The organism is Marinactinospora endophytica, assembly GCF_054780875.1.
In genome coordinates, this window is the sequence record NZ_BAAGVM010000001.1 from 180184 (window position 1) to 206353 (window position 26170).

Here is a 26170-nt window from a genome sequence, read left to right on the forward strand (position 1 = left end):
GGGCCGCCGGGGGAGGACGGCGAGCTCGGCGAGGTTTCCGGCCGGACGCGCTCCTGGGGCACCGTCGGTGGGTCCGGGGTGGCCGGAAGGGGGACCGAGCGGGAGGGGCCGGTGGCCGGGGTCGTGCCCCGTCACACGGCCCGGTGACTGCCATGAACCTAGGGCACGGTTGAAACCCGGGAGTTTGCCCACCTGGCCAAAGAACGGCCGGCGGGTTTGTTCGAGTGAACGAAAAGATGAAATCGCGAGTAATCCGGAAACATGACCGTTTCCCGGGGGTGGGAGCGCGGCCGGGCCGTGGCGCACCCGCCGCCCGGAATCGGCGACAATGGAGGGGTGAGCCTCTACCGTGACGAGGGCGTTGTCCTCAGGACCCGCAAACTCGGCGAGGCCGACCGCATCGTGACCCTGCTGACCCGGCGTACCGGGTTGGTGCGCGCCGTCGGCAAGGGCGTGCGCCGGACCAAGTCCCGATTCGGGGCCAGGCTGGAGCCGTTCACCCATGTCGACCTCCAGCTCTACACCGGGCGCACGCTCGACGTGATCACCCAGGCCGATACGCTGCACGCCTACGGGACGCCCATCGTCGCCGACTACGCGCGCTACACCGCGGGCACCGCGATGCTGGAGACGGCCGAGAAGATCGTCATCGTCGAGAAGGACCCCGCCCTGCGGCAGTTTCTCCTGCTCATCGGGGGGCTGCGGACGCTCGGCGGAAACGAGCACGACCCCCGGCTGGTCCTGGACGCCTACCTGCTGCGCTCCCTCGCGGTGGCCGGCTACGCGCCGGCGCTGGACGAGTGCGCCAGGTGCGGCTCGCACGGTATCCAGCGCTCCTTCGCGGTGCACGCCGGCGGCGCGGTGTGCTCGGTGTGCCGCCCGGCCGGCTCGGCCAGTCCCGCGCCGGACACGCTGCGGTTGATGGTGGCCCTGTTGCGCGGCGACTGGGCCGGCGCCGACGCCAGTGAGGAACGGCACCGCACCGAGTGCAGCGGTCTCGTCGCCGCCTACCTCCAGTGGCACCTCGAAAACGGAATCCGATCCCTGCGCCTCGTGGAGCGTTCTTGAGTCCTTACAACCCCCTCTCGTCGAAGTCCTCCCGGCAGTACGCGCCCCCGGTGCCCCACCCCAGTGGCGCCCGCCCGCCGGAGCTGCCCCGCGAGCTCATCCCCCGTCACGTCGCGCTCGTCATGGACGGCAACGGCCGCTGGGCCAAGGAGCGCGGCCTGCCGCGCACCGAGGGGCACAAGGCGGGGGAGAGCTCCCTGTTCGACGCGATCGAGGGCGCGCTGGAGCTGGGCATCCCCTATCTGTCGGCCTACGCCTTCTCCACCGAGAACTGGAAGCGCTCGCCCGAGGAGGTCCGCTTCCTCATGGGCTTCAACCGGGAGGTGCTGCGCCGCCGCCGGGACGAGCTGCACGCCCGCGGCGTGCGCGTCCGCTGGGCCGGCCGGCGCGGCCGGCTGTGGAAGAGCGTCATCAAGGAGCTGGAGGAGGCCGAGGAGCTGTCGAAGGACAACACCCGGCTCACCCTCCAGTTCTGCGTCAACTACGGCGGTCGCGCCGAGATCACCGACGCCGCGGCGGCGATCGCCCGCGCGGCGGTCGAGGGGCGGATCAACCCGGACCGGATCACCGAGGCCACGTTGGCCAAGTACCTCGACGAACCCGATATTCCCGACGTCGATCTGGTGGTGCGCCCCTCGGGGGAGCAGCGCATCTCCAACTTCCTGCTGTGGCAGTCGGCCTACGCCGAGTTCGTCTTCCTCGACACGCTGTGGCCCGACTTCGACCGGCGGCACCTGTGGCACGCCTGCGAGGTCTATGCCAGCCGTGACCGGCGCTACGGCGGCGCGGTGCCCAACCCGGTCCCGCCCGTGACGGACCCCGCCCCTCCCGGCCGCTGAGGTCCCCGCCGTGGCCCGCCACGGCGTCCCTGGAGCCGAGCCGAGCGCATGACCAGGCATGATCGGATGACGTGAGAACAATCGACCTGAACAGAGACAGCCTCACCTACGTCGCGATCGGCGACAGTTTCACCGAGGGGGTCGGCGACCCGCACACCCCCGAGCGGGCCGTTCACGAGGGCGAGTTCCGGGGCTGGGCCGACCGGTTCGCCGAGCACCTCGCCGGCCATGTCGGCGAGGTCCGCTACGCCAACCTCGCGGTGCGCGGCAAGCTGCTGCGCCAGGTCATGGCGGACCAGCTGCCCCGCGCCCTCGAACTCCGGCCGGACCTGGTGTCCTTCAGCGCGGGGGGCAACGACCTGTTGCGCCCCGGGGCCGACCCCGACCGGTTGGCCCTGGTGCTGGAGGAGGGGGTGCGCCGGTTGCGGGCGGCGGGCAGCGAGGTCGTGCTGTTCACCGGGGTCAACATCACCGGCGGCTACATGCGCGCCCTCATCGGCACGTTCGCGCGCTACTACCTGAACATCCGCGCGATCGCCGACCGGCACGGCTGCTATCTGGTCGACCAGTGGTCCATGGGCGTCCTCGCCGACGCCAGGGCCTGGGACGCCGACCGGCTGCACATGTCACCGGAGGGCCACCGGCGACTGGCGCTCAAGGTCTGCGAAGTCCTGGGCGTCCCGGTGGCGGGGCGCTGGGACGACCCGTGGCCGCCGGTCCCCGCCGTCCCCTGGTTCACGGCGCGGGGGGAGGACCTGCGCTGGGCCCGGAGCTTCCTGGTGCCGTGGGTGGGCCGCAGGCTCACCGGCCGCTCGTCGGGTGACTCCGTCACCGCCAAGCGGCCCGCGCCGGAGCGGGTGCGGCGTCTGGAGCGCGAGGACGACCCGTCCCGGTAGCGCGCCGCCGCGCGACCGTCGGCGGGCCGTTCACCGGGGCCGGCCCGCCGACGTGAGGCGCGCAACAAAAGGTCGAAATCCTCGAACCTACTGTCGCGTAACCATGGACTCAGCATGCATGATCGTCTACCATGAGCGGCTTTTCCATCGAGCGGGACATCGTTTCCTACGTCGCCATCGGCGACAGCTTCACGGAGGGCATGAGCGACCCCTACCCGGACAGCACGGCGGTGCCGACCGGTAGGTATCGGGGGTGGGCGGACCGGTTGGCCGAGCACATGGCCGACCACATCGGGGAAGTGCGCTACGCCAACCTCGCGGTGCGCGGAAAACTGATCCGCCAGATCGTCGCGGAGCAGCTGCCCCGCGCCATCGAACTACGTCCGGACCTGGTGACCATCTGCGCCGGCGGCAACGACATCATCCGCCCGGGCAGCGACCCCGACCAGGTCGCCGAGATATTCGAAGGGGCGATCGGCCGGCTTCGGGAGACCGGGGCCGACGTGTTGATCTTCACCGGCTTCGACACCGGGTTCCAGCCGGTCATGCGGCGCTTCCGCGGCAAGATCGCCACCTACAACATGCACCTGCGCGGCATCGCCGACCGCTACGGCTGCCAGGTCGTCGACCTGTGGAGCATGAAGATCTTCGCCGACCGGCAGGCCTGGGACGCCGACCGGCTGCACCTGTCCCCCGAGGGGCACCGCCGTCTCGCCCTCAGGGTGGCCGAGGTGCTCGGCCTGCCCGCCGACGAGGACTGGAACGCCCCCTGGCCCGCCCTGCCGCCGATGGCCTGGCACGTGGCGCGCCAGCAGGACCTGCACTGGGCGCGCGAGTTCCTGGTGCCCTGGATCGGCCGCAGGCTGACCGGACGGTCCTCCGGCGACGGGATCAGGCCCAAGCGGCCCAACCTGGAGCGGCTGCGCTGAGGGCCTGACGGCCGCCGGGGGGGAACCCCGGCGGCCGTCAGGTCGTGCTCTTCGCGCAATCGCCGCAGGTGCCGAACACCTCGACCGTGTGGGTGAGATCGACGAACCCGTGATGACGGGCCAACTCCTCGGCCCAGCTCTCCACGGCCGGCCCCTCGATCTCGACCGCCTTGCCGCAGGAGCGGCAGACAAGGTGGTGGTGGTGGGTGTCGGTCACACAGGCCCGGTAGACGGCCTCGCCGTCGTCCGTGCGCAAGACGTCGATCTCTCCGGCGTCGCTGAGCGCCTGGAGGGCACGGTAGACCGTTGTCAGCCCGATCTTCGAGCCCTCGGCGCGCAGATCGGCATAGAGGTCCTGGGCACTGCGGAAACCGGCGCTCTCGTTCAGCGCCTGGCGAACTGTCTCGCGTCGTGTACTCATGTCGATGGGCTCCCCGGATCCAGGCTCCCCGGCTTCGTCTGGGGAATCGTACCGGCCGGGACGGCCTCGGCGCCCTTCTGGGGCACCGGACCGCGGCCCCGCCGCCGGCGCACCACCTGGCCGACACCGACGGACACGGCGAAGACGGCCAGGGCCAGCAGCACGATGGCCGCTCCCGGCGAGATGTCGGCACCGGAGTAGAAGGCGGCGGAGACCCCGCCGAGGGAGGCCACCACGCCGATGCCCATGGCCAGCGCCACGGTCACCCGGAAGCTGCGGGTCAGCTGCTGGGCCGCGGCGACCGGGACCACCATCAAGGCGCTGACCAGCAGCACCCCGACCACGCGCATCGCGATGACGACGGTGACCGCGGCGGTGATCGCGATGACCGCGCTGAGCAGACGCACCGGAAGACCGTGGGCGCGGGCCACCTCCTCGTCCTGGCACAGGACGAACAGCTCCCGGCCGAAGAAGGCGAGAACGCCGAGGACGATCACCGCCAACGCGATCACGGCGTAGACGTCCTCGGTGCTGACGGTGCTCACCGAGCCGAACAGGAACGAGGTGAGTGTCGCCGTGTTCGCTCCCGGCGCCAGCCCGATCAGCAGGACACCGCCGGCGATCCCGCCGTAGAACAACAGGGCGAGCGCGACATCGCCGCTGGTGCGGGTCCGCACCCGGACCAGCTCGATCAGGAGCGCGCCGGCGGCCGAGACGATCAGCGCGGTGAAGATCGGAGAGGTACTGGTGAGGATGCCCAGCGCCACACCGGTCAAGGCGATGTGGCCGATGCCGTCTCCCAGGAGCGCGAGCCGGCGCTGCACCATGAAGGTGCCGATGGCGGGCGCGACGAGGCCGACGAGGAGGGCGGCGATCAGCGCCCGCTGCATGAAGTCGTAGGCGAACAGGTCAGTCACGGAGCGGGACCTCAAGGGCAGGGGCGGCGGGCAGGGAGGCCGCGTCGCTGGTGTGCGGGTGCAGGTGGGGGCTGGAGGAGAGAAGGCCGCCAGGCGGTCCGTCGTGCACGACCACGCCGTCGGACAGCATGACGGCGCGCTCGATGAGCGGTGCCAGGGGGCCGAGCTCGTGGAGGACGAGGACCACCGTCGCGCCGGATCGGGCGAGGTCGGCGATCGTGCGGGCGAGCGCCTGCTGGTTCGCGGCGTCCACGCCGGCCATGGGCTCGTCCATGACGAAGGTGTCGGGGCCGCCCGCGAGGGCCCGGGCGATGAGGACGCGCTGCTGCTGGCCGCCGGACAGCTCGTGGACGGAGTCGCGGGCGCGGTCGGTCAGGCCGACGGACTCCAGGGCGTGCTCGACGGCGGCGCGGTCGGCGGCGGACGCCCGGCGCCACCGGCGCCGGCGGGCCACCTGACCGGAGGCGACCACCTCGCGCACGGTGGCCGGCACGCCCCCGCCCACCGACAGGCGCTGGGGCACGTAACCGATGCGTCCCCAGTCGCGGAAGCCGCGCACCGGCCGGCCGTGGATCTCGACGGAGCCGCTGGCGAGGGGGACCACGCCGAGCATCGCGCGCATCAGGGTGGACTTGCCCGAACCGTTGGCGCCGAGAACGGCGACGACCTCGCCATGCGGGATCTCAAAGGAGACGCCGCGCACCACGGGCTTGCGGTCGTATTCGACGACGGCGTCGGCGACGCGGAAGGCGGGTGGGGCCGACGAGGGGGGCGTGTCGTGTGCGGACGCGGACGACTCGACGCGGGATACCTCTACAGACACTTCTCCATCATGCCGAAAACGAAAATGATTGTCAAAATAACCCGGATTGGAGCAGACCGAGAAGCAGCAGCGTCGCGACCACCACGCAGCGCAGCGTCCGCTCCGCCTGCTTCAGCGTCGGCCAGCTGAGGAACGCCAGCCAGGCGAAGAAGAGCGCCAGCAGGCCCAGCAGCAACGCGCCCACCACCCCCGCCAGGAGCAGGCCCGCGATGAACACCGCCGCCATGGAGATCGGGAGCACCCAGCGGGGCGCACTGTGCAACACCAGGAGCGGCACCGCGCTGCGGCGCTCGATCGCCGCGCGCAGCCCGGGCCCGGCGGGACCGGCGGCGGGCCGGGGATCAGCCGACGACGGCGGACGCCCCGGTCGGGAGAGACGGGTACGGGAGGTGCGGGAGTTCTTGCGTTTGGGGGACACGCGGCTCCTCCGGGACTGCGGCGCTGACGGGAACGCAGCCTATCCGCCGCCGGGTCGGGACGGAGGGAGAGCACACCAGATGGCGGAGAGTCAGGTATCGGGCCGCGCCAGTGCCGTTATTTTGGTTAGGAGGCGCCGAAGCGGCGTGATCCGGCCGCCGACGGCGGTTTACCACCCACTCACCCATGCCGACCTAGGGTCGCTCCACGTCGCGGGCGCCGACGCACCCGGTCGTACGCGCCGCTCCGCATGATGATCACCTGGGAGACTGTTTTTCCGTGCCGAAGCTCAGCGTCATCGTTTCCTTCGACGTCACAGAGCCCCACCTGCAGCACTGCCTGGACTCACTGGCCCGGCAGAGCATGGACATGGCCGACGTCGAAATCCTCCTGGTGCCGGTCGAGGCCCGGGACCCCCTCGCCCGAACCGCGGCGCGGCCCGCTCCGGTGCCGGGAGGCGACACCGACGACGGTGAGGAGGCCCCGGCCCAGGACGGCGACCGCGACGAGAGCGAGCAGGAGGACGGCGAGTCCGTCGACTCGGCCCGCGCCGAAGGACTCGCCGTCGCCAAGGCGCACGACGGGCGCTCGCTGGGCGGGGCGACCGTCAGGCTGGTCGACTCGGCCAGCCCCGGGCACGCGCCGGCGCGCCGCGCGGGTTCGGCCGTCGCCTCGGGGGAGTACCTGCTCTTCCTGGAGGGGGCCGACGCGCTGACCGAGTACGCGCTGGAGCACCTCACCTCGGTCGTCGAGACGTCGGGATGCGACCTGGCCGCCGGGAACGTCTACCGGTTCAACGAGCTCGGCGCGCGCGCCTCCTCCACCCACCGCAAGATCTTCGACCGGGCCCGCGACGCGGTCCACGTGCGCGACGTCCCCGCCCTCATCGGCGACCGCACCTACGGCAACAAGGTGTGGCGCCGTTCGCTGTGGGAGCGCCTGCCCGAGACCGTCCCGAGTGACGACTGCGCCGACCTCGACATCGTGCGCGCCCACTTCATGGCGCGCGCGGTCGCGACCGTCCCCGCCCCGGTCCTGCTCCTGCGCGACCGCGAGACCAAGAACGACCTCAGCGACATCGACGTGCTGACCAGGCGGATCACCGCCATCGATGACCTGGCCGCCGCCCTGGCCGGCGCCGACCGGCCCCTGTGGGACCAGGTCGCGCTCACCCGGGACCTGCGACGGGTCCTGCTGCGTCTGGACGACGCCGACGAGGCCGCGCGCGCCCGCTTCCTCGACCTGGTCAACGCCTATCTCGACGGCGTCTCCCGCGAGGTGCTCGACGAGTTGAGCGTGCTGCACCGGCTCAACTACCACCTCGTCCGCAAGCGCCGGATGGACCTCCTCCTGGAGACCGTCACCTTCCAAAAGAGCGTCGAGCTGAAGAAGGCGCCCGTGGTGCGCCGGGGGCTGAACTACTACATCTCCTACCCCTTCTTCGAGGACGCCGCGGCCGGCGTGCCCCGCGAGATCTACCGTCTCGACGAGGAACTGAAGGTGCGCCAAAAGACCGAGAAGGTCGAGTGGGTCGACGGCCAGCTGGTGATCGGCGGGCGCGTCGGCATCCGGCACCTGCGCGCCGGACGCCGTTGGCAACAGCACCTGCTGGCCTTCCTGGTCGAGACCGGGACGGGGCGGCGCCAGCCGGTGCCCGTCAAGGTGCGCCGGGCCGCCGAGTACCGGCTGCCCGACGTCCCCGACGCCGCACGGCACGACTACGGCGGTTTCGAGGTCACCGTGGACCCGGCCCGGCTGCGCGTGTCGGGCCAGTGGCGGTCGGCGGACTGGCAGGTCGAGCTCGTCGTGGTCAACCGGGGCCTGGTCCGCCGGCGCGTCATCGCCAACCCGGTCTCCGGCCCGCCGGAGCGGCCGCCCTACCGCAAGGTGGCCGAGGACGTGTGGGTCCGTCCCGACTGGGACGCCGACCAGCGGCTGCGGATCGTGGTGGAGCCGCTGCGGGTCACCCTCACCGGCCACCGGGTGGACCAGGGGACGGGGGCGCCCGAGCTGGAGCTCACCGGCCGGTTCGTCCCGCCCGTGCCGGCGCAACCGCACCGGTTGCGTCTGGTCCGGCTCCCCGGGACGAGCGAGCTCGAATACCCATTGCACACCTCCGACACCGGGTTCACCGTCCGTGTCCCGGCCCTCGACCTGCTCAGCCGCGCGGTCTCCGAGGGCAACGGCGCGCTGCGCCAGGAGCAATGGCGGGTCGAACTGTGCGCGGACGACGGGACCGTACTGCCGGTCGTCGTGCCCGACGACCTCCCCCTCGCCGCCCACCCGGCCGGTGACGGGCACCGCGAGATCGCGGTGCAGCGCACCAGCACGGGCCATCTCCGGCTGCGCGCGGGGTCGGCGCGCCCCGTCCTGCACGGTGTGAGCTGGGAGGGCCGCCGTCTCGTCCTGACCGGCCGCTACGCCGCGGCCCTGGACGCCGAGCTGGTCCTCAAGGCCAGGGGGCGCGACGAGCAGCACCTGTTCCCGATGGAGCGCGACGGCGAGGAGTTCCGCGCGTTCCTCGCCCCCGCGGACGTCCCCACCCTGTCGGGAACGCTCTCCCTGCCGGCGGGCACCTACCGGCTGGGCGCCCGAGTGCGCCCTGCGGGAGAGGAGGAGCACGAGGTCACGGCCGAGCTGGATCCCGACGTCGTCCGCGAGCTGCCGATGACGATGGAGACCGCCGAACGGGTCTACGAGTTCGCCGACAGCGGGTTCGACACCCCCGTGCTGAAGGTCGGCAGCGACCTGCGCCCCGAGGAACGCGGCACCTTCGCCCAGCGTCAACTGCGGGAGGTGGCCTACCCCGCGATGCGCGAGGAGGCGCTGACCGAGGGCATCCTGTTCGACAGCTACACCGGCCGGCAGTTCTCCGACAGCCCGCACAGCATCTACGCCGAGCTTCGGGCCCGCGGCGGGCGGTGGGCCGACTACCCGATGTCGTGGCTGGTGCGTGACGGCCAGGTCGACCTCCCGGCCGACCTCGCCCGGGTGCGGCACAACGGCCGCGAGTTCTACGAATCTCTGGCCCGTTCCGCCTACATCGTCACCAACTCCCGTCAGCCGGCCTGGTTCGCGCGCCGTCCCGGACAGGTGGTCGTGCAGACCTGGCACGGTTCGATGCTCAAGCGCATCGGCTTCGACATCGAGAACATCCGGGGCAAGGCCCGCGACTACCACGAGAAGCTGGCGTGGGAGACCAAGCAGTGGGACTACCTGGTGTCGCCGAGCCCGTGGGCGACCCCGATCCTGCGCCGGGCGTTCCGGTTCGAGGGCGAGATCCTGGAGACCGGCTACCCCCGCAACGACATCTTCTTCTCCGCCGACCGGGAGCTGATCGCCGAACGCACCCGGCGCCGTCTCGGCCTGCCCGAGGGCAAGAAGGTGATCCTCTACGCGCCGACCTGGCGGGACGACAAGTACTACACGCGCGGCAAGCACAAGCTGGACCTGCACCTGGACCTGCGGCGCATGTACGACAAGCTCGGCGAGGACCACGTGCTGCTGGTCCGCCGCCACCCGCGCGTCGTCGACAGCGTGCCGATCGTCGGCGAGGACTTCGTCTACGACGTCTCGCTGTACCCCGAGATCATGGAGCTGTTCCTGGTCACCGACATCCTGGTTACCGACTACTCGTCGATGATGTTCGACTTCGCCAACACCGGCCGGCCGATGCTGTTCTTCACCTACGACATCGAGAGCTACCGCGACAACCTGCGCGGGTTCTACTTCGATTTCGAGGAGACCGCCCCGGGGCCCCTGCTGTTGGAGTCCGACGACGTGATCGAGTCGATCGTCGGGGTCGACGACGTCGCGCGCGCCTACGCGGACCGCTACCGGGCCTTCACCGACCAGTTCTGCCCGCTGGACGACGGCGGCGCGGCCGCGCGCGTCGTCGACCGGGTCTTCGGAGAGGGGTAGCCGGGGCGGGCCGTCCTCAGGCCTGTTCCCGCGCGGCGGCCATGATGGCCGCGATCCGCCGGGGGGAGCTGACGCGGCGCTCGGTCTCGTCGACCGGCGCCGCGGTCGCCATGCGAACGCGCGGATTGCGGTGCGCGACCGGGACGGGCACCGTCTCCATCCCCGAGAAGTGCAGCTCGTCCACCCCGGTGCGGGCCACCAGGTCCGCGGCGGTGCGCTCGTCCACCCCGCCGCCCGGCATGATCGAGATCCGTCCGCCGGCGTGCCGCACCAGCTCGGAGATCAGCGGCGCGCCGGCCGGGGCGGTGGCCTCCTGGCCGGAGGTCAGCACCCGCTGTACGCCGAGGTCGATCAGCTCCTCCAGGGTCGAGAAGGGGTCGGCGGCCATGTCGAAGGCCCGGTGGAAGGTCACCGAGAGTCCCTGGGCCGCGGCGACCAGGCGTTCCACCGCGGGACGGTCGACCTTGCCCTCGGGGGTCAGGGCGCCGATGACGACGCCGGGCACTCCCGCGGCGGCGAAGGCCCACACGTCCCGTTCCATGGCGGCCACCTCGTGCCGGTCGTAGACGAAGTCGCCCCCACGCGGCCGGACGATCGGGTGGACCCGGATCCGGGAGGTGGCGGCGAGCGTCTCCTCGACCGTTCCCAGGCTCGGGGTCAATCCGCCCTCCGACAGCGCCGAGCACAGTTCCACCCGGTCGGCGCCGGCGCGCTCGGCGATGAGCGCGCCTTCGACACCGTCGACGCAGATCTCGAAGCGGAGGGTCATGGGGGGCTCCCTTTCCTCGTGGTACCTACCGGTATAGACCAGTAGACCACGGGGCGCGCGCCGGAACACGGCCACGGTGCCCGTGGCCCAGAACGCCGGAACCGAGGTCCCGGCGTTCCCGGGGACCTCGCTGTCGGGGAGGCGGAGGGGGAGGACGGTGGCACGATGGTCGGGTGATCGTCATCACCCGTTACACCGTCTCCCCGAACGACGCCGACGATTTCGTCGCCCGGGCCCGAGAGGCCCTCGGCGCGTTGAGTCGAAGGCCCGGCTTCAAGGAGGGCAGTGTCGGCCGCGCGGCCGACGACCCGGACCTGTGGACCGTCGTGACCTCGTGGGAGGGCGCCGGCTACTACCGCAGGGCGCTCTCCGACTTCGACGTCAAGGTCGCCGCGGTGCCGCTGCTCGCCCTCGCTCACGACGAGCCGAGCGCGTTCGAGGTGGTCGCCACGAGCCCGTGACCGGCCGCGGTCGCCCTTGTCCCCGCGTGTCGGGCGCGGGTCCGGTCGGGGACCCGCGCCGCCGGTCGGGGGAGCCGGGACCGGACCCCGAGAGGCCGCCCGTCTCCCAGGCCGACCCGGGGCGCGGCGCCGTTGGTGCTCGTCAGGACCCGGGCGTCCAATAGGCTGGAAGCTCATTGTTCTCGAGCGTCGCGCTTTCCCGCGATCCGCCGACCGCCAGCCGGATGGAGAGTTATACAGCTATGGCTGCCAAGTCAGAGGCTATGGATACCCTGGTCAACCTCGCCAAGCGGCGAGGTCTGGTCTACCCCTCCAGTGAGATCTACGGGGGTCTGCGCGCCTCTTGGGACTACGGCCCGCTGGGCGTGGAGCTGAAGAACAACATCAAGCGCCAGTGGTGGCGTTCCATGGTCCAGGAGCGCGACGACGTCGTGGGGCTGGACTCCAGCGTCATCCTGGCGCGTGAGGTCTGGGAGGCCTCCGGCCACGTCCAGGCCTTCGTCGACCCCCTCACCGAGTGCCAGTCCTGCCACAAGCGCTTCCGCGCCGACCACCTCGTCGAGGCCTACGAGGAGAAGCACGGCCGCGAGCCCGAGGGCGGTCTGGCCGCCCTGGCCTGCCCCAACTGCGGCGCGAAGGGCTCCTTCACCGAGCCCCGCATGTTCAACGGCCTGCTGCGCACCTACCTGGGTCCGGTTCAAGACGAGACGGGGCTGGCGTTCCTGCGGCCCGAGACCGCGCAGGGCATCTTCATCAACTACAAGAACGTCGAGCAGTCCGCGCGCCGCAAGATCCCCTTCGGCATCGGCCAGATCGGCAAGTCGTTCCGCAACGAGATCACGCCGGGCAACTTCATCTTCCGGACCCGCGAGTTCGAGCAGATGGAGATGGAGTTCTTCTGCAAGCCCGGTGACGACGAAGAGTGGCACCAGTACTGGATCGACACCCGCATGCAGTGGTACGTCGACCTGGGCATCTCAAAGGACAACCTGCGGCTCTACGAGCACCCCAAGGACAAGCTCTCCCACTACTCCAAGCGGACCGTCGACATCGAGTACCGGTTCAACTTCGTCGGCAGCGAGTGGGGCGAGCTGGAGGGCATCGCCAACCGGACCGACTACGACCTGCGGACGCACTCGGAGAAGTCCGGCACCGACCTGCTCTTCTTCGACCAGGAGAAGAAGGAGCGCTACGTCCCCTACGTCATCGAGCCGGCGGCCGGTGTGGACCGCGCGATGCTGACGTTCATGCTGGACGCCTACAACGAGGACGAGGCGCCCAACGCCAAGGGCAAGCTCGAAAAGCGCGTCGTCATGCGGCTGGACCCGCGTCTGGCGCCGGTCAAGGCGGCGGTGCTTCCGCTGTCGCGCAACGCCGACCTGTCGCCGAAGGCGCGCGACCTCGCGGCGCGCCTGCGCAAGCGGTGGAACGTCGACTTCGACGACGCCGGGGCGATCGGCCGGCGGTACCGCCGCCAGGACGAGGTCGGTACCCCGTTCTGCGTCACGGTCGACTTCGACAGCCTTGAGGACGACTCGGTGACCGTGCGCGAGCGCGACACGATGAGCCAGGAGCGCGTCTCCATCGACCAGGTCGAGACCTACCTGTTCGAGCGCCTGCCCGGCTGCTGACCGGTTCCACGAGCGAAGGCCCCGCACGTCCGACGTGCGGGGCCTTCGCTCGTTCGAGGAAGGGAGACGGCCGGATCCGGGGGGATGGTGGTGTCCGGCCGCCTCACTCGGTCCTCACGGCCGCACACGGCCATCAGGATCGGTCCTCAACCTACCGAGGTGATTCCGGAGTTTTGTGAGGTTTCACCCTTACCGTCCGGTCGTGTGAGCGAATCGTGACTGCCCGTCCGGAAGTGGCCAGACCGCTGGTCAGCCCGACCCGTAGACCACGAACGACACCGCGATGTAGTGGCAGACGTAGGCGGCGATCGTCAACGAGTGGAAGACCTCGTGGAACCCGAACCAGCGAGGCGCGGGGTCGGGACGCTTCAGGCCGTAGACGACCGCTCCGGCGCTGTAGAGGATGCCCCCGACCAGGATGAGGATCCAGGTCGCCGGGTGGGTGCCGCCCACCAGCTGGGGGACGAAGAGGACGGCCACCCAGCCGACCGCGATGTAGAGCGCGGTGGACAGCCAGCGTGGCGAGTTCAGCCAGAAGACCTTGAACAGCACGCCGGCGATGGCCGCGCCCCAGATCAGCGAGATCATCGCGGTGCGCAGCGTGCCGTCGAGCACGAGCAGGACGAAGGGCGTATAGGTCCCGGCGATGATCAGATAGATGTTGGAGTGGTCCATCCGCCGGAGGATCGCCATGCCCTTGGCCGACCAGCGGCCCACGTGGTAGATCGCCGAGGTGCTGAACAGCAACACGGAGCTGAGCGCGTAGACGGCGCTGGCCAGCCGGGACAGGCCGGTGGGGGCCAGGGCGACGAGCACGATGCCGGCGGCCAGGGCCAGTGGGGCGGTGCCCAGGTGGAGCCAGCCGCGCAATCGGGGTTTGACCACGTTCAGCAGGTCTGACGCCGCGGAGCCGGCCTTGTCCAAGGGGCTCTCGGGTCTCCTCGGGGTGGGCTCCGTGGAGGGCTGGTTCGGCGCGTCGTCGCTGTGGTCTGGAGGCACGTTCTCTTCTCCGTCGGGTCGGCTCCGGCAGCACCGGTGGCCGCGAGGGCTGTGCTGCCCTGTCCAGAACTCTACCTACGCAACCGTAGGTTACTTGTCGGTAGGAATGTGGCTCTCGGCACAGGGGAAGGGGCTTCGAGGGTGATCCGCGAGGCCTCTCCCGGTCAGTGTGGACCAGAAGACGGGCGGGGTGGCGGTCGGGTGGCGTGATGAGGGGAAGTGTCGGCCCGCCGCTTCGCGTGGAGGAGTGAGAACCCCGGTGACCTGGGTCTCTCCGAAATCGTCGATTAGACCTTTGGTCTAAACCAAAACGGCGCTGTGTGCTGCGAAAACGCGGATAACGGGGTGTGCTGGGGAAGATTTTTTCGCTGTCCGGATAGAGTCGCGCCCATTCGGGGTCACGAGGCCCCGCGGGCCTCGACGCAAGCAAGGAGTTCCCGTGCCCAAGTACGTCTACAACTTCACCGAGGGCAACAAGGACCTCAAGGACCTGCTCGGCGGCAAGGGCGCCAACCTCGCGGAGATGACCAACCTCGGTCTCCCGGTTCCGCCCGGCTTCACGATCACCACCGACGCCTGCCGGCACTACCTCGAACACGGCCGGGTACCCGAGGGGCTCGACGCGCAGATCGAGGAGGCGCTGACCGCCCTGGAGGAGGCCATGGGCAAGAGACTCGGCCAGGCCGACGACCCGCTGCTCGTCAGCGTCCGCTCCGGCGCGAAGTTCTCCATGCCCGGCATGATGGAGACCGTTCTCAACATCGGCCTCAACGACGCGGCGGTGCACGGCCTGGCGGCGCAGGCCGGCGAGGAACGGTTCGCCTGGGACTCCTACCGCCGCCTGATCCAGATGTTCGGCAAGACCGTCCAGGGCATCGACGGCGAGCTGTTCGAGGACGCCATCGACGACCTCAAGCGCCGCAAGGGCGTCACCGACGACCTCGCCCTCGACGCCGCGGACTTCGCCTCCCTGGTCGAGGTCTTCAAGGACATCGTCCGTGAGCAGACCGGCCGTGACTTCCCGGCCGACCCCCGCGAACAGATGCGTCTGGCGATCACCGCGGTGTTCGACTCCTGGAACGCGCCGCGTGCCGTGCTCTACCGCCGCCAGGAACGCATCCCCGCCGACCTCGGCACCGCCGTCAACGTCTGCTCGATGGTGTTCGGCAACCTCGGCATGGACTCCGGCACCGGGGTGGCCTTCACCCGTGACCCCGCCTCGGGCCGCCAGGGGGTCTACGGCGACTACCTGCAAAACGCCCAGGGCGAGGACGTCGTCGCGGGGATCCGCAACACCCTGCCCCTGGCCGAGCTGGAGCGGATCGACCCCAAGAGCTACGGCGAGCTGCTCGCCATCATGGAGAAACTGGAGAACCACTACCGCGACCTGTGCGACATCGAGTTCACGGTCGAGCGCGGCAAGCTGTGGATGCTCCAGACCCGTGTCGGCAAGCGGACCGCGGCCGCGGCCTTCCGGATCGCCGACCAGCTGGTCGACCAGGGGATGATCAGCCTGGACGAGGCGGTGGGCCGGGTCACCGGCGACCAGCTCGCCCAGCTCATGTTCCCCCGCTTCGACCACGAGGCCCCACGGCACCGATTGGGACGGGGCATGAACGCCTCGCCCGGCGCGGCGGTCGGCAAGGCGGTGTTCGACTCCTACACCGCCATCAAGTGGTCGCGCAGCGGCGAGAACGTCATCCTGTGCCGTCGCGAGACCAACCCGGACGACCTGGAGGGCATGATCGCCGCCCAGGGCATCCTCACCAGCCGTGGCGGCAAGACCTCCCACGCCGCCGTCGTGGCGCGGGGGATGGGCAAGACCTGCGTGTGCGGCGCGGAGGAACTCGACATCGACACCAAGAACCGCCGGATGACCGCGCCCGGTGGGGAGGTCGTCGAGGAAGGGGACGTCATCTCGATCGACGGGACCAGCGGCGAGGTGTTCCTCGGCGAGGTCCCGGTCGCCTCCTCCCCGGTCGTGCGCTACTTCGAGGGCGAGATCGACCCGGCCTCCGACGAGGCCGACGACCTCGTCCGCGCGGTCCACCGCTTCATGCAGTACTCCGACGCCGCGCGGCGGATGAACGTGCGCGCCAACGCCGACACCCCCGAGGACGCGGCCCGGGCCCGCCGGATGGGAGCGCAGGGCGTGGGGCTGTGCCGGACCGAGCACATGTTCCTCGGCGATCGGCGGACCCTGGTCGAACGCCTCATCCTCGCCGACACCGACAAGGAGCGCGAGGAGTCGCTGGCGGCGCTGCTGCCGTTGCAGCGTGAGGACTTCACCGGCATCTTCGAGGCCATGGACGGCCTGCCCGTGACGGTCCGGCTGCTGGACCCGCCGCTGCACGAGTTCCTGCCCGACATCACCGAGCTGTCGGTGCGCGTCGCGGTCGCCGAGGCGCGCGGCGAGGAGCACGAGGGCGACCTGCGGCTGCTCCAGGCCGTCCACCGGCTCCACGAGCAGAACCCGATGCTGGGCCTGCGCGGGGTACGGCTGGGCCTGGTCGTGCCGGGGTTGTTCACGATGCAGGTCCGGGCGATCGCCCAGGCCGCCGCCGACCGGATCAAGGCCGGCGGGCGGCCGCGCCCGGAGATCATGATCCCGCTCGTGGGCACGGTCCAGGAGCTGGAGATCATCCGCGAGGAGTCCCTGAGGGTCCTCGCCGAGGTCGGCGCCGAGCACGGGGTGGAGCTGGACTTCCCCATCGGCACCATGATCGAGCTGCCCCGCGCCGCGCTCACCGCAGGGCAGATCGCGGAGAACGCCGAGTTCTTCTCCTTCGGCACCAACGACCTCACCCAGACGGTATGGGGCTTCTCCCGCGACGACGTCGAGGCGTCGTTCTTCTCCAACTACCTGGAGAAGGGGGTGTTCGGGGTCTCCCCGTTCGAGTCGCTCGACGTGGACGGTGTCGGCCGGCTGGTGCGGCTCGCGGCGCAGGAGGGACGCGCCGCCCGCCCGGACATCAAGCTCGGCGTGTGCGGGGAGCACGGGGGCGACCCGGCGTCGGTCCACTTCTTCCACGAGGTGGGCCTGGACTACGTGTCCTGTTCGCCGTTTCGGGTGCCCGTCGCCCGGTTGGAGGCGGGTCGGGCCGCGGCCCGCTCCTGACGACCCCTCCGGTGTGGTGTGCCCCGCGCCACACCGGTCCCGGTTTTCCCGACCCGGCGGGGCCACGGTGACAAAAACCGCCGTGACCTTCTCGTAGCATGAACGAGACCGGCGCCCCGAACGCCGCGTCCGTGACGCCGCGCTCGCCGGGGACGAAGAACCGCCGATTTCGCCGACGAAACTCCTTTTTGCAGCTGTTTGTGGTTATCGTCAGGCGGGTCAACAGCCACTCAGGGGGTGAGACGTGCGGGCAACCGGTGAGGAACCGCGCGGGGACGACGGGCCAGGCCTCCCGCCCGGCGCGGAGGAGACACTACGGTTCGTCCGTGCCGACGTCGAGGCCACGGTCGGCGACCCCGACCGCACCCGCACCATGGTCAGGCCCGCCACGGAGCCGGCGGGGGGCGAGCCCACCCGCACGCTCACCCGGACGATGCCCGACGGCGATCCGGGGCGCACCCGCGAACTGCGCCGCCCCCGCCCGACGGCCGAGGACGCCCCGCCCCCGCCGTCCGGGGGCCGGACGCCCCGCCCGCGCCGACGGCGCCCGCCCGTCGGACGGATCCTCGCGCTGGTGCTGGCGATCGCCGTGGCGTTGCCGTGCGGCACCTGGGCCTGGGTGTGGTACACCGCGCGGCAGGACGATCGTCCCGTCTCCGACGCGATCATCGTGCTGGGCGCCAGCCAGTACAACGGACGTCCCTCGCCGATCTTCGAGGCCCGCCTGGCCCACGCCTCGGAGCTGTACGCCGAGGGCGTGGCCCCCACCGTGGTCACCGTCGGCGGTAACCAGCCGGGTGACAACTTCACCGAGGCGGGCAGCGGTCGCGACTGGCTGATCCGCCACGGCGTTCCGGGAGAGCGGATCGTCGCCGTGGACCGGGGAAGCGACACGTTGCAGAGCATCGACGCGGTGTCGGGGGTGTTCCAGCAGAACGGTTGGACCACCGCCGTCATCGTCACCGACCCGTGGCACTCACTGCGCTCGCGCATCATGGCCGAGGACTTCGGGATAGAGGCGGCCACCTCGCCGGCCCGCTCCGGTCCGGCGGTCCAGGAGCGCCGGACCCAGCTGTGGTACATCACCCGCGAGACGGCGTCCCTCTGGTACTACTGGATCTTCGGCGACAGCTCGTCGTTGCAGGTCGACGCCGCCTGAGCACGACGAGCGAATCCGGGACCAAGCCATGACCGCGACCGCCGGGGCCGCCCCGCCCGGCTACGCCGACCACGACCTGCGGCGCTGGGTCCTCGAACCACCCAAGAACCGCGCCCGCGGCCCGTTCGAACGCGACCGCGCCCGCGTCCTGCACAGCTTCGCGCTGCGCAGGCTCGCGGCCAAGACCCAGGTCGTCAGCCCGGGGGCGGGCGACTTCCCGCGGACCCGGCTCACCCACTCGCTGGAGTGCGCCCAGATCGGCCGTGAGCTCGGCGGTGCGCTGGGATGCGACCCGGATCTGGTCGAGACCGCCTGCCTCGCCCACGATCTGGGACATCCGCCGTTCGGCCACAACGGCGAGTCCGCGCTCGACGCCGCGGCGCGGGAGTGCGGCGGTTTCGAGGGCAACGCCCAGAGCCTGAGGCTGCTGACCCGCCTGGAGGGCAAGGTCGTGACCGAGGGGGGACGCAGCGCCGGCCTCAACCTCACCCGCGCCGCCCTCGACGCCACCTTGAAGTACCCCTGGGCGCGCGGCGCGAAGGGGGCCGCCGGCAACAAGTTCAACCACTATCCCGACGACGCCGAGGTCTTCGCCTGGGTGCGCGAGGGGGCGCCGGGCACCCGTACCTGCCTGGAGGCCCAGGTCATGGACTGGGCCGACGATGTCGCCTACTCCGTTCACGACCTGGAGGACGGGATCCACGCGGGCCTGATCCAATTGGCGGCGTTGCGCAGCGCGACCGAGCGCGCCGAGGTCTGCGCGATCGCCGCGCGCGCCTACACCGACGCTTCGCCCGCCGAGCTGGCCGAGGTCTTCGACGCGCTGCTGGCCGAACCCTTCTGGCCGGACCGCTACACCGGCGACCTGCGCTCGCTCGCCGCGCTGAAGAACCTCACCAGCGAGCTCATCGGCCGTTTCCGCAGGGCCGCGGAGGCGGCCACCCGTCGCGTCCACGGTCCCGGACCGCTCAGCCGTTATGCCGCGACGCTGGTCGTGCCGCGTCGTCGGCTGTTGGAGTGCGCCCTGCTCAAGGCGGTCGCCGTCCACTACGTCATGGCGCGCTCGGAGGCGCTGGAGTACCAGGCGCGGGAGCGCGAGGTGATCGCCGAGCTCGTCACGGCGATCTGGCTGGGCGCCCCGGGAACGTTGGAGGAGCCCTTCCGGGCGGACTACGAGCACGCGCCCGGTGACGCCGCGGCGCTGCGGGTGGTGATCGACCAGGTGGCGTCGTTGACCGACACCTCGGCGCTGGCCTGGCACCGCCGGCTGGTGGGATGACCGGCCGCGCGCGGCACCGGGGAAGGGCGCGCGCCGCCGTCCAGGCGGTGTGATCCAGATAACCCGGACCCCTTGACGCCTCGTTTGTTAGCGCTAACAATGTAGCTCACGTCACACCGGCGTTAACGGAAACTTCACGAGGTGTCGATCGCCCATGTCCTCCGAGAACGGCCGCAGCCCGGTCATGGCGGATGTCGCCCGGCTCGCGGGGGTGTCCCACCAGACCGTCTCCCGCGTGCTCAACGGCCATCCCAACGTCCGCCCCGAGACCCAGGCGCGGGTCCAGGCCGCCATCGAACAACTGGGCTACCACCGCAACTCCTCGGCCCGCGCCCTGGTCACCCGGCGGACCAACGTCCTCGGCGTGGTCACCTTCGACACCACCCTCTACGGGCCGGCGAGCACGCTGTCGGGGATCGAACGAGCGGCCCGGGAGGCCGGCTACTTCGTCAGCATCGTCACGCTCACCGACATCTCCCGCGCCTCCGTCCGCGAGGCACTGGACTACCTGGCCGAACAGTCGGTCGAGGGCTGCATCGTGATCGCGCCGCAGCGCGCCGCGGTGGAGTCGTTGACGGACGTGTCGGTGGCCAGGCCCCTGGTCGCGGTGGAGGGCGGTCGGGCCCCGGGCCTTCCCGTCGTGTGCGTGGACCAGGTCGGTGGGGCCCGCGCCGTCACCGAGCACCTGTTGGGGCTCGGCCACCGCACGGTCCACCACGTCGCCGGCCCGATGGAGTGGCTGGAGGCCGAAGGGCGGGTCCAGGGCTGGCGCGAGGCGCTGGAGGCCGCCGGGGCGCCGATCCCCGAACCGCTCCGCGGCGACTGGAGCCCGCGTTCGGGGTATGAGATCGGGCTGCGCCTGGCCGAGGACCCCCGCATCACCGCCGTGTTCGTGGCCAACGACCAGATGGCGCTGGGAGTGCTGCGGGCGCTGGGGGAGGCGGGGATCCGGATTCCCGAAGAGGTCAGCGTGGCCGGGTTCGACGACGTTCCCGAAGCGGAGTTCTTCACCCCGCCGCTGACCACCGTGTGGCAGAACTTCAGCGACGTGGGACGTCGCAGCATCCGATTGCTCGTGGACCAGATCGACCGGCGCGCGCGGAAGGGGTCGGCCGGTGCGACGGAGACGGAGGAGGACCTCCGCGACGTCGTTCCGGCCCGACTGGTGGTGCGGGCCAGTACCGCTCCCGTGCAGCTCAGATGACCCCATGAGGAGGGGAACCCCCGTGTCTCCTGATGTTAACGCTAACAATGTGACTCCCGTGGTGATCGGGGTCGACTTCGGGACACTGTCCGGCCGCGCCGTGGTCGTCAGGGTCTCCGACGGCGCCGAACTCGCCAGCGCCGTCTGCCCCTACAAGCACGGCGTCATCTCCCAGACGCTGCCCGGATCAACGCGACGGCTCCCACCCGACACCGCGCTCCAACTCCCCGAGGACTACCGCGAGGTACTGCGCCGCGCCGTCCCCGAGGCCCTGGCGGCCAGCGGGGTCGCCCCCGACCAGGTCATCGGGATCGGGACCGACTTCACCGCCTGCACCGTGCTGCCGGTCACCGCCGAGGGAACCCCCTTGTGCGAGCTGCCCGACTACACCGACCGCCCGCACGCCTACCCCAAACTGTGGAAGCACCACGCCGCCCAGCCCGAGGCCGACCTCGTCAACCAGGTCGCCCGCGAGCGGGGGGAACGGTGGCTGGCCCGCTACGGCGGCCGCATCTCCTCGGAGTGGGAGTTCGCCAAGGCGCTCCAGGTCCTCCGCGAGGATCCGGAGATCTACGAGCGCACCGACCGCTGGATCGAGGCGGCCGACTGGATCGTCTGGGAACTGTGCGGCCGCGAGACGCGCAACGTCTGCACCGCCGGCTACAAGGGCATCCACCAGGACGGCGCCTGGCCCGACCGCGGCTACCTCGCCGCACTCCATCCCGACTTCGCCGGATTCGTCGAGGACAAGCTGGCCCATCCGCTCTCCCAGCTCGGCGGACGCGCGGGAGGGCTCACCTCGCGCGCGGCCGAGTGGACCGGGCTGCCGGAGGGCATCGCCGTGGCCGTGGGCAACGTCGACGCCCACGTCACCGCCGCCGCGGCCAGGACGGTCGCCCCCGGCCAGATGCTCGCGGTCATGGGCACCAGCACCTGCCACGTGATGAACTCCGACGTCCTCGCCGAGGTGCCCGGCATGTGCGGCGTGGTCCGCGATGGCATCGTGCCGGGGCTGTGGGGATATGAGGCGGGGCAGAGCGGGGTCGGCGACATCTTCGGCTGGTTCGCCGACACCTCGGTGCCCGACGACTACGTCCGCCAGGCCGGCGAGCTCGGCGTCTCGATCCACGACCTGCTCTCCGCCAAGGCCGCGGGCCAGCCGGTCGGCGGCCACGGACTGGTCGCCCTGGACTGGCACAGCGGGAACCGGTCGGTCCTCGTCGACCACGACCTGTCTGGCGTCATCGCCGGGCTCACCCTGGCCACCCGGCCCGAGGAGATCTACCGGGCCCTTGTCGAGGCCACCGCCTTCGGCGCGCGGACCATCGTCGACGCCTTCGACGCCTCCGGAGTCACGGTCACCGAGTTCACGGTCGCCGGAGGGCTGGTGCGCAACCCCTTCGTCATGCAGGTCTACGCCGACGTGCTGCGCCGCCCCCTCAACACCATCGTCTCCGACCAGGGGCCGGCCCTGGGCGCCGCGATCCACGCCGCCGTCGCGGCCGGAGCCTATCCCGACATCCACGCGGCCTCAGCGGCGATGGGCCGGGTCCGCGAGGCGGCCGTGCTGCCGGACCCGGAGCGGGCCGACGCCTACGACGAGCTCTACGCGATCTACACCGACCTCCACGACCACTTCGGCCGCGGCGGCGACGGGGCGCTGCACCGCCTGCGCCGCATCCGCAACCGGGTCACCCCCGGCTGACCCCGAACCCCCTGACGGCCACCGGCCACGGAAGGAGCCGACGACCGTGCCCACCGACAGCGTCGACCGACTACGCCGCGAGGTCTGCGCCCTGCACGACGAACTCGTGCGCTGGGGCCTGGTCACCTGGACCAGCGGAAACATCTCCGCCCGGGTGCCGGGAACCGACCTCATCGTCATCAAACCGAGCGGAGTGCTCTACGACGACCTCACCCCCGAATCGATGGTCGTGACCGACCTTCACGGAACCGTGGTCGACGGCGCCTACGCCCCCTCCAGCGACACCGCCGCACACGCCTATGTCTACCGCGAGATGCCCGAGGTCGGCGGGGTCGTCCACACCCACAGTCCCTACGCCACCGCCTGGGCGGCGCGCGGCGAGGCGATCCCGTGCGCCATCACGGCCATGGCCGACGAGTTCGGGGCCGAGATCCCCGTCGGGCCGTTCGCGCTGATCGGCGGCGACGACATCGGCAAGGGCATCGTCGCGACGCTGACGGGACACCGCTCGCCCGCCGTGCTCATGCGCAGCCACGGGGTCTTCACGATCGGCCGCGACGCCCGGTCGGCGGTCAAGGCCGCGGTGATGTGCGAGGACGTCGCGCGCACCGTCCACCTGGCCCGCGTCCACGGTCCCGTCGAACCGCTGGCGCCCGAGCACGTCGACGCCCTCTACCACCGCTACCAGAACGTCTACGGCCAGCGGGCCGCCGACGACACCACGGAAGGAGCCGGTTCGTGACCGACCGTCTGCCCCGCATCGGGGTTCTCGGGATCATGCAGGAGCTCTACGACCACATGATCCCGGGGATCACCCAACGCCAGGCCGGCTACGCGCGTGACATCGCCCAGCGTCTCTCCGGCGTCGTCGAGTGCGTCGTCGGCGGGCCGGTGAAGGGCCGGGAGGAGACCGAGCGCGCGGTCCGCGCGTTCGAGGACGCCGACCTCGACGGCGTCCTGATCGTGATGCTCACCTACGCGCCGTCGCTGCGGGCCGCCCGGCTCTTCGCCGGGATGCGCCTTCCGGTGTGCCTGGCCAACGTCCAGCCCGACCCCGCGGTGACGCCGGCCTGGGACATGGACGACATGACCTACAACCAGGGCATCCACGGCGCGCAGGACACCGCCAACGCGATGGTCCGCGCCGGCCTGCCCTTCGAGGTGGTCACCGGCGAGTGGAACGACGACGCCTTCGTCGAGCGGGTCGGCCGCTGGGCGCGCGCCGCGCGGGCGGTCACCGCGTGGAAGACGCTGAAGGTCGGCGTGTTCGGGTACGCGATGAACGGCATGGGCGACGCCCGCGTGGACGAGTCCGCCCTGTTGCGCAGGCTCGGCCCCGAGGTCGTCGCGATCGCCCCCGGCGAGCTGCACCGCACCGTACAGGAACTGCCCGACTCCGCCGTCGAGGAGCTGATGGCCTGGGAGGACGAGCGGTTCGACGTCGACCCGCGCCTGTCCAAGGAGGAACGCGGCGACCACGCGCGCATGCAGATCGCGATCGAGCGGATTCTCGCCCGACGCGGCATCGGCGCCTACTCCACCCACTTCGACGCGATCGCCGAGGACGGGCGGTTCGCCCGGCTGCCCATGGCCTCGGCCTCCAGCCTCATGGCCAAGGGGTACGGGTTCGCCGGCGAGGGCGACGTGCTCGCCGCGTCCATCGTCTACGCGGGGCACCAGCTCGCCGGAGACGGGCACTTCACCGAGATGTACGCGATGGACTTCCCCAGTGACTCCATCCTCATGAGCCACATGGGCGAGGGCAACTGGAGGGTCGCGCGTTCCGACGAGCCGATCCGGCTGATCAAGCGCCCGCTGGGCATCGGCCGCCTCGACGACCCGCCCACCCTGCTGTTCCGCATCCAGCCGGGCCCCGCGACGCTCGCGTCCCTGGTCTACCTCGGCGGCGAGCGGTTCCGGCTGGTCGTGGCCGAGGGCGAGGTACTGGACTCCCAGGAGCTGCCGGCCCTGGAGATGCCCTACGGCCAGTTCCGTCCCGACAGCGGAGTCCGCGGCTGCATGGACGCCTGGCTGCGGGCCGGCGGCACCCACCACATGGTCATGAACCTCGGCCGGATCGCCGCCGACTGGGCGGCGTTGTGCACCCTGACCGGTATCGAGCTGGTCCAGGTCTGACCGGTCCGGCGCGGGCTCCGGCCCGCGCCGGGCTCCGGCTGTGTCCGAGTCACACACCCGAGGGGGTGCCTCGCGCACCCCGCACCGCGGCCCCCGGGGGACGGCCGCACCTACGGCGCATCACCAGGCAGAGGAGATGCCATGCGCACAGAAGAAACGCCGCTCCCGGCCCCCGCGCCGGCCATCGGGCGGCGCGGGTTCCTGGCGGGAGCCCTCACCGCCGCGGGGATCGGGCTGGCCGGCTGTGGGGGCGGCATCGCCACGGTCGGCGAGTCCCGGACCGTCCTGCGTCAGTGGAACCTGTTCACCGGCGGCGACGGCGTCCGCATGGTCGAGATGCACGACGCCTACCAGAGGGAGCACCCCCAGATCGACTTCCGCCCCACCACCTACCTGTGGGGCAACCCCTTCTACACCAAGTTCGCGATGGGCGCCGCGGGCGGCCGGGCCTTCGACGTCGCCACCCTGCACCTGTCCCGGCTGCGCGGCATGGGACCGGGCACCCTGATCGACCCGATCCCCGTCGAGCTGCTCGCCGAGTACGGCGTCACCCCCGACACCGTCCTGCCCAACGTCTGGGACAAGTGCACGGTCGACGGCGAGCTGTACGCGATCCCACTGGACACCCACCTGGTCGTCACCTACTACAACCGCGAGATCTGCGCGCGGGCCGGCGTGCTCGACCCGCAGGGGCGGCTCATCGAGACGGACGGCGTCGAGGAATTCCTCGACCTGCTCGCCGCGGTCAAGGACGTCACCGGAGGCTACGGGGTCGTCATGGACACCACGGGGGCCTGGCGCCAGTTCTGGTCCCTGTACCGCCAACTCGGCGGCGAGATGACCTTCGACGGGGACGTGGGCATCGACGACGACAAGGCGCTCCAGGCCCTCGACTTCCTGCGCCGGGTCTCGGAGGAGGGGCTGGCGCCCTCGGCGTCGGACGCCCCCGGCACCCCGGCGAACTTCGTCAACGGCATCTGCGGGCTCATGTTCGCCGGCAACTGGGAGATCGCCACCGCCCAGGCGGCGGGGATGGACTTCGGAATGCGTCCCTTCCCCGGTCTGTACGGCGACGAACTGGGCCAGGGCGACTCCCACGCGCTGGTGCTGCCCCACCGCAGGACCCGCGACGACGCGGCGGTGCGCGCCGCCGTGGAGTACGCGGCGTGGATGCTCAAGCACAGCATCACCTGGGCCGGCGGCGGACACGTCCCCGCCTACCTGCCGGTGACCGAGAGCGCCGAGTACGCCCGCCTGGAACCGCAGGCCGACTACCGCGACGCGGCGGTCAACGTCCAGTTCGACCCCGAGGCGTGGTTCAGCGGTTCGGCGGCGCAACTACAGAACGAGGCGAGCTCCCTGTTCGCGGGCGTCCACAACGGTTCCACGACGCCCGAGCGGGCCCTCGACGCCTTCAAACGGGCCACCCGCAAGCTCATCGAGACCCCCGCGCCGGTGTGACCCGGGCCCGCCATCCC

General features: G+C 71.2%; 21 protein-coding genes. 15 read left to right on the forward strand and 6 right to left on the reverse strand.

Going from position 1 to position 26170, the window contains the following annotated elements; genetic code table 11:
- The first annotated feature begins 336 nt into the window (after window positions 1–336).
- The 4 genes from recO to ACYVHU_RS00810 all read left to right on the forward strand — a co-directional run bounded on the left by recO (window position 337) and on the right by ACYVHU_RS00810 (window position 3732).
- On the forward strand, window positions 337–1068 hold the full coding sequence (gene recO / locus ACYVHU_RS00795; RefSeq protein WP_078760194.1) for a DNA repair protein RecO: 732 nt from the start codon (window positions 337–339) through the stop codon (window positions 1066–1068).
- Window positions 1065–1907, forward strand: coding sequence for an isoprenyl transferase (locus ACYVHU_RS00800; RefSeq protein WP_078760195.1), 843 nt, complete (start codon window positions 1065–1067; stop codon window positions 1905–1907). The genes recO and ACYVHU_RS00800 overlap by 4 nt, the downstream gene beginning before the upstream one ends.
- Window positions 1908–1978: 71 nt before the next feature.
- Window positions 1979–2803 (forward strand): SGNH/GDSL hydrolase family protein, encoded by an 825-nt coding sequence (locus ACYVHU_RS00805; RefSeq protein WP_078760196.1) that lies wholly within the window; start codon window positions 1979–1981, stop codon window positions 2801–2803.
- A 131-nt stretch (window positions 2804–2934) separates the two neighbouring features.
- Window positions 2935–3732, forward strand: coding sequence for an SGNH/GDSL hydrolase family protein (locus tag ACYVHU_RS00810; protein ID WP_078760197.1), 798 nt, complete (start codon window positions 2935–2937; stop codon window positions 3730–3732).
- 37 nt (window positions 3733–3769) lie between these two features.
- Here the strand turns inward: ACYVHU_RS00810 and ACYVHU_RS00815 are convergent, their stop codons facing one another.
- From ACYVHU_RS00815 to ACYVHU_RS00830, 4 genes are read right to left on the reverse strand one after another with little or no spacing between them, the layout of a single operon-like run.
- Window positions 3770–4153 carry a Fur family transcriptional regulator gene (locus ACYVHU_RS00815; protein ID WP_498947339.1) on the reverse strand — a complete coding sequence of 128 codons (384 nt, stop codon included), beginning with the start codon at window positions 4151–4153 and terminating at the stop codon, window positions 3770–3772.
- Window positions 4150–5070, reverse strand: a complete 921-nt coding sequence (locus ACYVHU_RS00820) for a metal ABC transporter permease (RefSeq protein ID WP_078760199.1) — start codon at window positions 5068–5070, stop codon at window positions 4150–4152. The genes ACYVHU_RS00815 and ACYVHU_RS00820 overlap by 4 nt, the downstream gene beginning before the upstream one ends.
- Complete coding sequence (locus ACYVHU_RS00825) at window positions 5063–5893, reverse strand: metal ABC transporter ATP-binding protein (RefSeq protein WP_078760200.1); 831 nt, start codon at window positions 5891–5893, stop codon at window positions 5063–5065. Before ACYVHU_RS00825 ends, ACYVHU_RS00820 begins: the two co-directional genes overlap by 8 nt.
- Window positions 5894–5924: 31 nt before the next feature.
- Window positions 5925–6311 (reverse strand): DUF6703 family protein, encoded by a 387-nt coding sequence (locus ACYVHU_RS00830; protein WP_498947340.1) that lies wholly within the window; start codon window positions 6309–6311, stop codon window positions 5925–5927.
- A gap of 278 nt (window positions 6312–6589) precedes the next feature.
- Here ACYVHU_RS00830 and ACYVHU_RS00835 point away from each other — a divergent pair, with 278 nt between their 5' ends.
- Window positions 6590–10231, forward strand: a complete 3642-nt coding sequence (locus ACYVHU_RS00835) for a bifunctional glycosyltransferase/CDP-glycerol:glycerophosphate glycerophosphotransferase (protein WP_078760202.1) — start codon at window positions 6590–6592, stop codon at window positions 10229–10231.
- Between the two features lie 16 nt (window positions 10232–10247).
- Here ACYVHU_RS00835 and ACYVHU_RS00840 read toward each other — a convergent pair whose 3' ends face one another.
- Window positions 10248–11000: a copper homeostasis protein CutC gene (locus tag ACYVHU_RS00840; protein ID WP_498947341.1), complete on the reverse strand. Its 753-nt coding sequence runs from the start codon at window positions 10998–11000 to the stop codon at window positions 10248–10250.
- Between the two features lie 173 nt (window positions 11001–11173).
- Here ACYVHU_RS00840 and ACYVHU_RS00845 point away from each other — a divergent pair, with 173 nt between their 5' ends.
- Window positions 11174–11461 carry an antibiotic biosynthesis monooxygenase family protein gene (locus ACYVHU_RS00845; protein ID WP_078760204.1) on the forward strand — a complete coding sequence of 96 codons (288 nt, stop codon included), beginning with the start codon at window positions 11174–11176 and terminating at the stop codon, window positions 11459–11461.
- Between the two features lie 242 nt (window positions 11462–11703).
- Entirely contained in the window at window positions 11704–13092 is a 1389-nt protein-coding gene (locus tag ACYVHU_RS00850; RefSeq protein WP_498947342.1) for a glycine--tRNA ligase, read from the forward strand.
- 249 nt (window positions 13093–13341) lie between these two features.
- On the opposite strand, the gene trhA is transcribed toward ACYVHU_RS00850, so the two are convergent.
- Window positions 13342–14016, reverse strand: coding sequence for a PAQR family membrane homeostasis protein TrhA (trhA, locus tag ACYVHU_RS00855; RefSeq protein WP_235000775.1), 675 nt, complete (start codon window positions 14014–14016; stop codon window positions 13342–13344).
- A 514-nt stretch (window positions 14017–14530) separates the two neighbouring features.
- Here trhA and ppdK point away from each other — a divergent pair.
- From ppdK to ACYVHU_RS00895, 8 genes are all read left to right on the forward strand, one after another.
- Entirely contained in the window at window positions 14531–17209 is a 2679-nt protein-coding gene (gene ppdK, locus ACYVHU_RS00860) for a pyruvate, phosphate dikinase (protein WP_498947343.1), read from the forward strand.
- A 244-nt stretch (window positions 17210–17453) separates the two neighbouring features.
- A complete protein-coding gene (locus ACYVHU_RS00865) occupies window positions 17454–18368 on the forward strand; it encodes a YdcF family protein (protein ID WP_235000725.1) in 915 nt (304 codons plus the stop codon).
- Window positions 18369–18396: 28 nt separating this feature from the next.
- Window positions 18397–19647, forward strand: coding sequence for a deoxyguanosinetriphosphate triphosphohydrolase family protein (locus tag ACYVHU_RS00870; RefSeq protein ID WP_498947344.1), 1251 nt, complete (start codon window positions 18397–18399; stop codon window positions 19645–19647).
- Window positions 19648–19801: 154 nt separating this feature from the next.
- The gene (locus ACYVHU_RS00875; protein WP_200813507.1) at window positions 19802–20851 is read left to right on the forward strand and encodes a LacI family DNA-binding transcriptional regulator; all 1050 of its coding nucleotides are present in this window, start codon (window positions 19802–19804) and stop codon (window positions 20849–20851) included.
- Window positions 20852–20909: 58 nt separating this feature from the next.
- Window positions 20910–22556, forward strand: coding sequence for a ribulokinase (gene araB, locus ACYVHU_RS00880; RefSeq protein ID WP_200813529.1), 1647 nt, complete (start codon window positions 20910–20912; stop codon window positions 22554–22556).
- 46 nt (window positions 22557–22602) lie between these two features.
- Window positions 22603–23298, forward strand: a complete 696-nt coding sequence (locus ACYVHU_RS00885) for an L-ribulose-5-phosphate 4-epimerase (RefSeq protein ID WP_078760209.1) — start codon at window positions 22603–22605, stop codon at window positions 23296–23298.
- Between the two features lie 35 nt (window positions 23299–23333).
- On the forward strand, window positions 23334–24692 hold the full coding sequence (locus tag ACYVHU_RS00890; protein ID WP_498947508.1) for an L-arabinose isomerase family protein: 1359 nt from the start codon (window positions 23334–23336) through the stop codon (window positions 24690–24692).
- Window positions 24693–24833: 141 nt separating this feature from the next.
- On the forward strand, window positions 24834–26153 hold the full coding sequence (locus ACYVHU_RS00895) for an extracellular solute-binding protein (RefSeq protein WP_078760211.1): 1320 nt from the start codon (window positions 24834–24836) through the stop codon (window positions 26151–26153).
- Window positions 26154–26170: the final 17 nt, after the last annotated feature.

Excerpts from the sequence above, each read along its gene's own strand:
- ACYVHU_RS00810 (WP_078760197.1), top strand. The coding sequence starts at position 2,935 with ATGAGCGGCTTTTCCATCGAGCGGGACATCGTTTCCTACGTCGCCATC.
- ACYVHU_RS00815 (WP_498947339.1), bottom strand. The coding sequence starts at position 4,153 with ATGAGTACACGACGCGAGACAGTTCGCCAGGCGCTGAACGAGAGCGCC.
- ACYVHU_RS00840 (WP_498947341.1), bottom strand. The coding sequence starts at position 11,000 with ATGACCCTCCGCTTCGAGATCTGCGTCGACGGTGTCGAAGGCGCGCTC.
- ACYVHU_RS00850 (WP_498947342.1), top strand. The coding sequence starts at position 11,704 with ATGGCTGCCAAGTCAGAGGCTATGGATACCCTGGTCAACCTCGCCAAG.
- ACYVHU_RS00870 (WP_498947344.1), top strand. The coding sequence starts at position 18,397 with ATGACCGCGACCGCCGGGGCCGCCCCGCCCGGCTACGCCGACCACGAC.
- ACYVHU_RS00875 (WP_200813507.1), top strand. The coding sequence starts at position 19,802 with ATGTCCTCCGAGAACGGCCGCAGCCCGGTCATGGCGGATGTCGCCCGG.
- ACYVHU_RS00890 (WP_498947508.1), top strand. The coding sequence starts at position 23,334 with ATGCAGGAGCTCTACGACCACATGATCCCGGGGATCACCCAACGCCAG.
- ACYVHU_RS00895 (WP_078760211.1), top strand. The coding sequence starts at position 24,834 with ATGCGCACAGAAGAAACGCCGCTCCCGGCCCCCGCGCCGGCCATCGGG.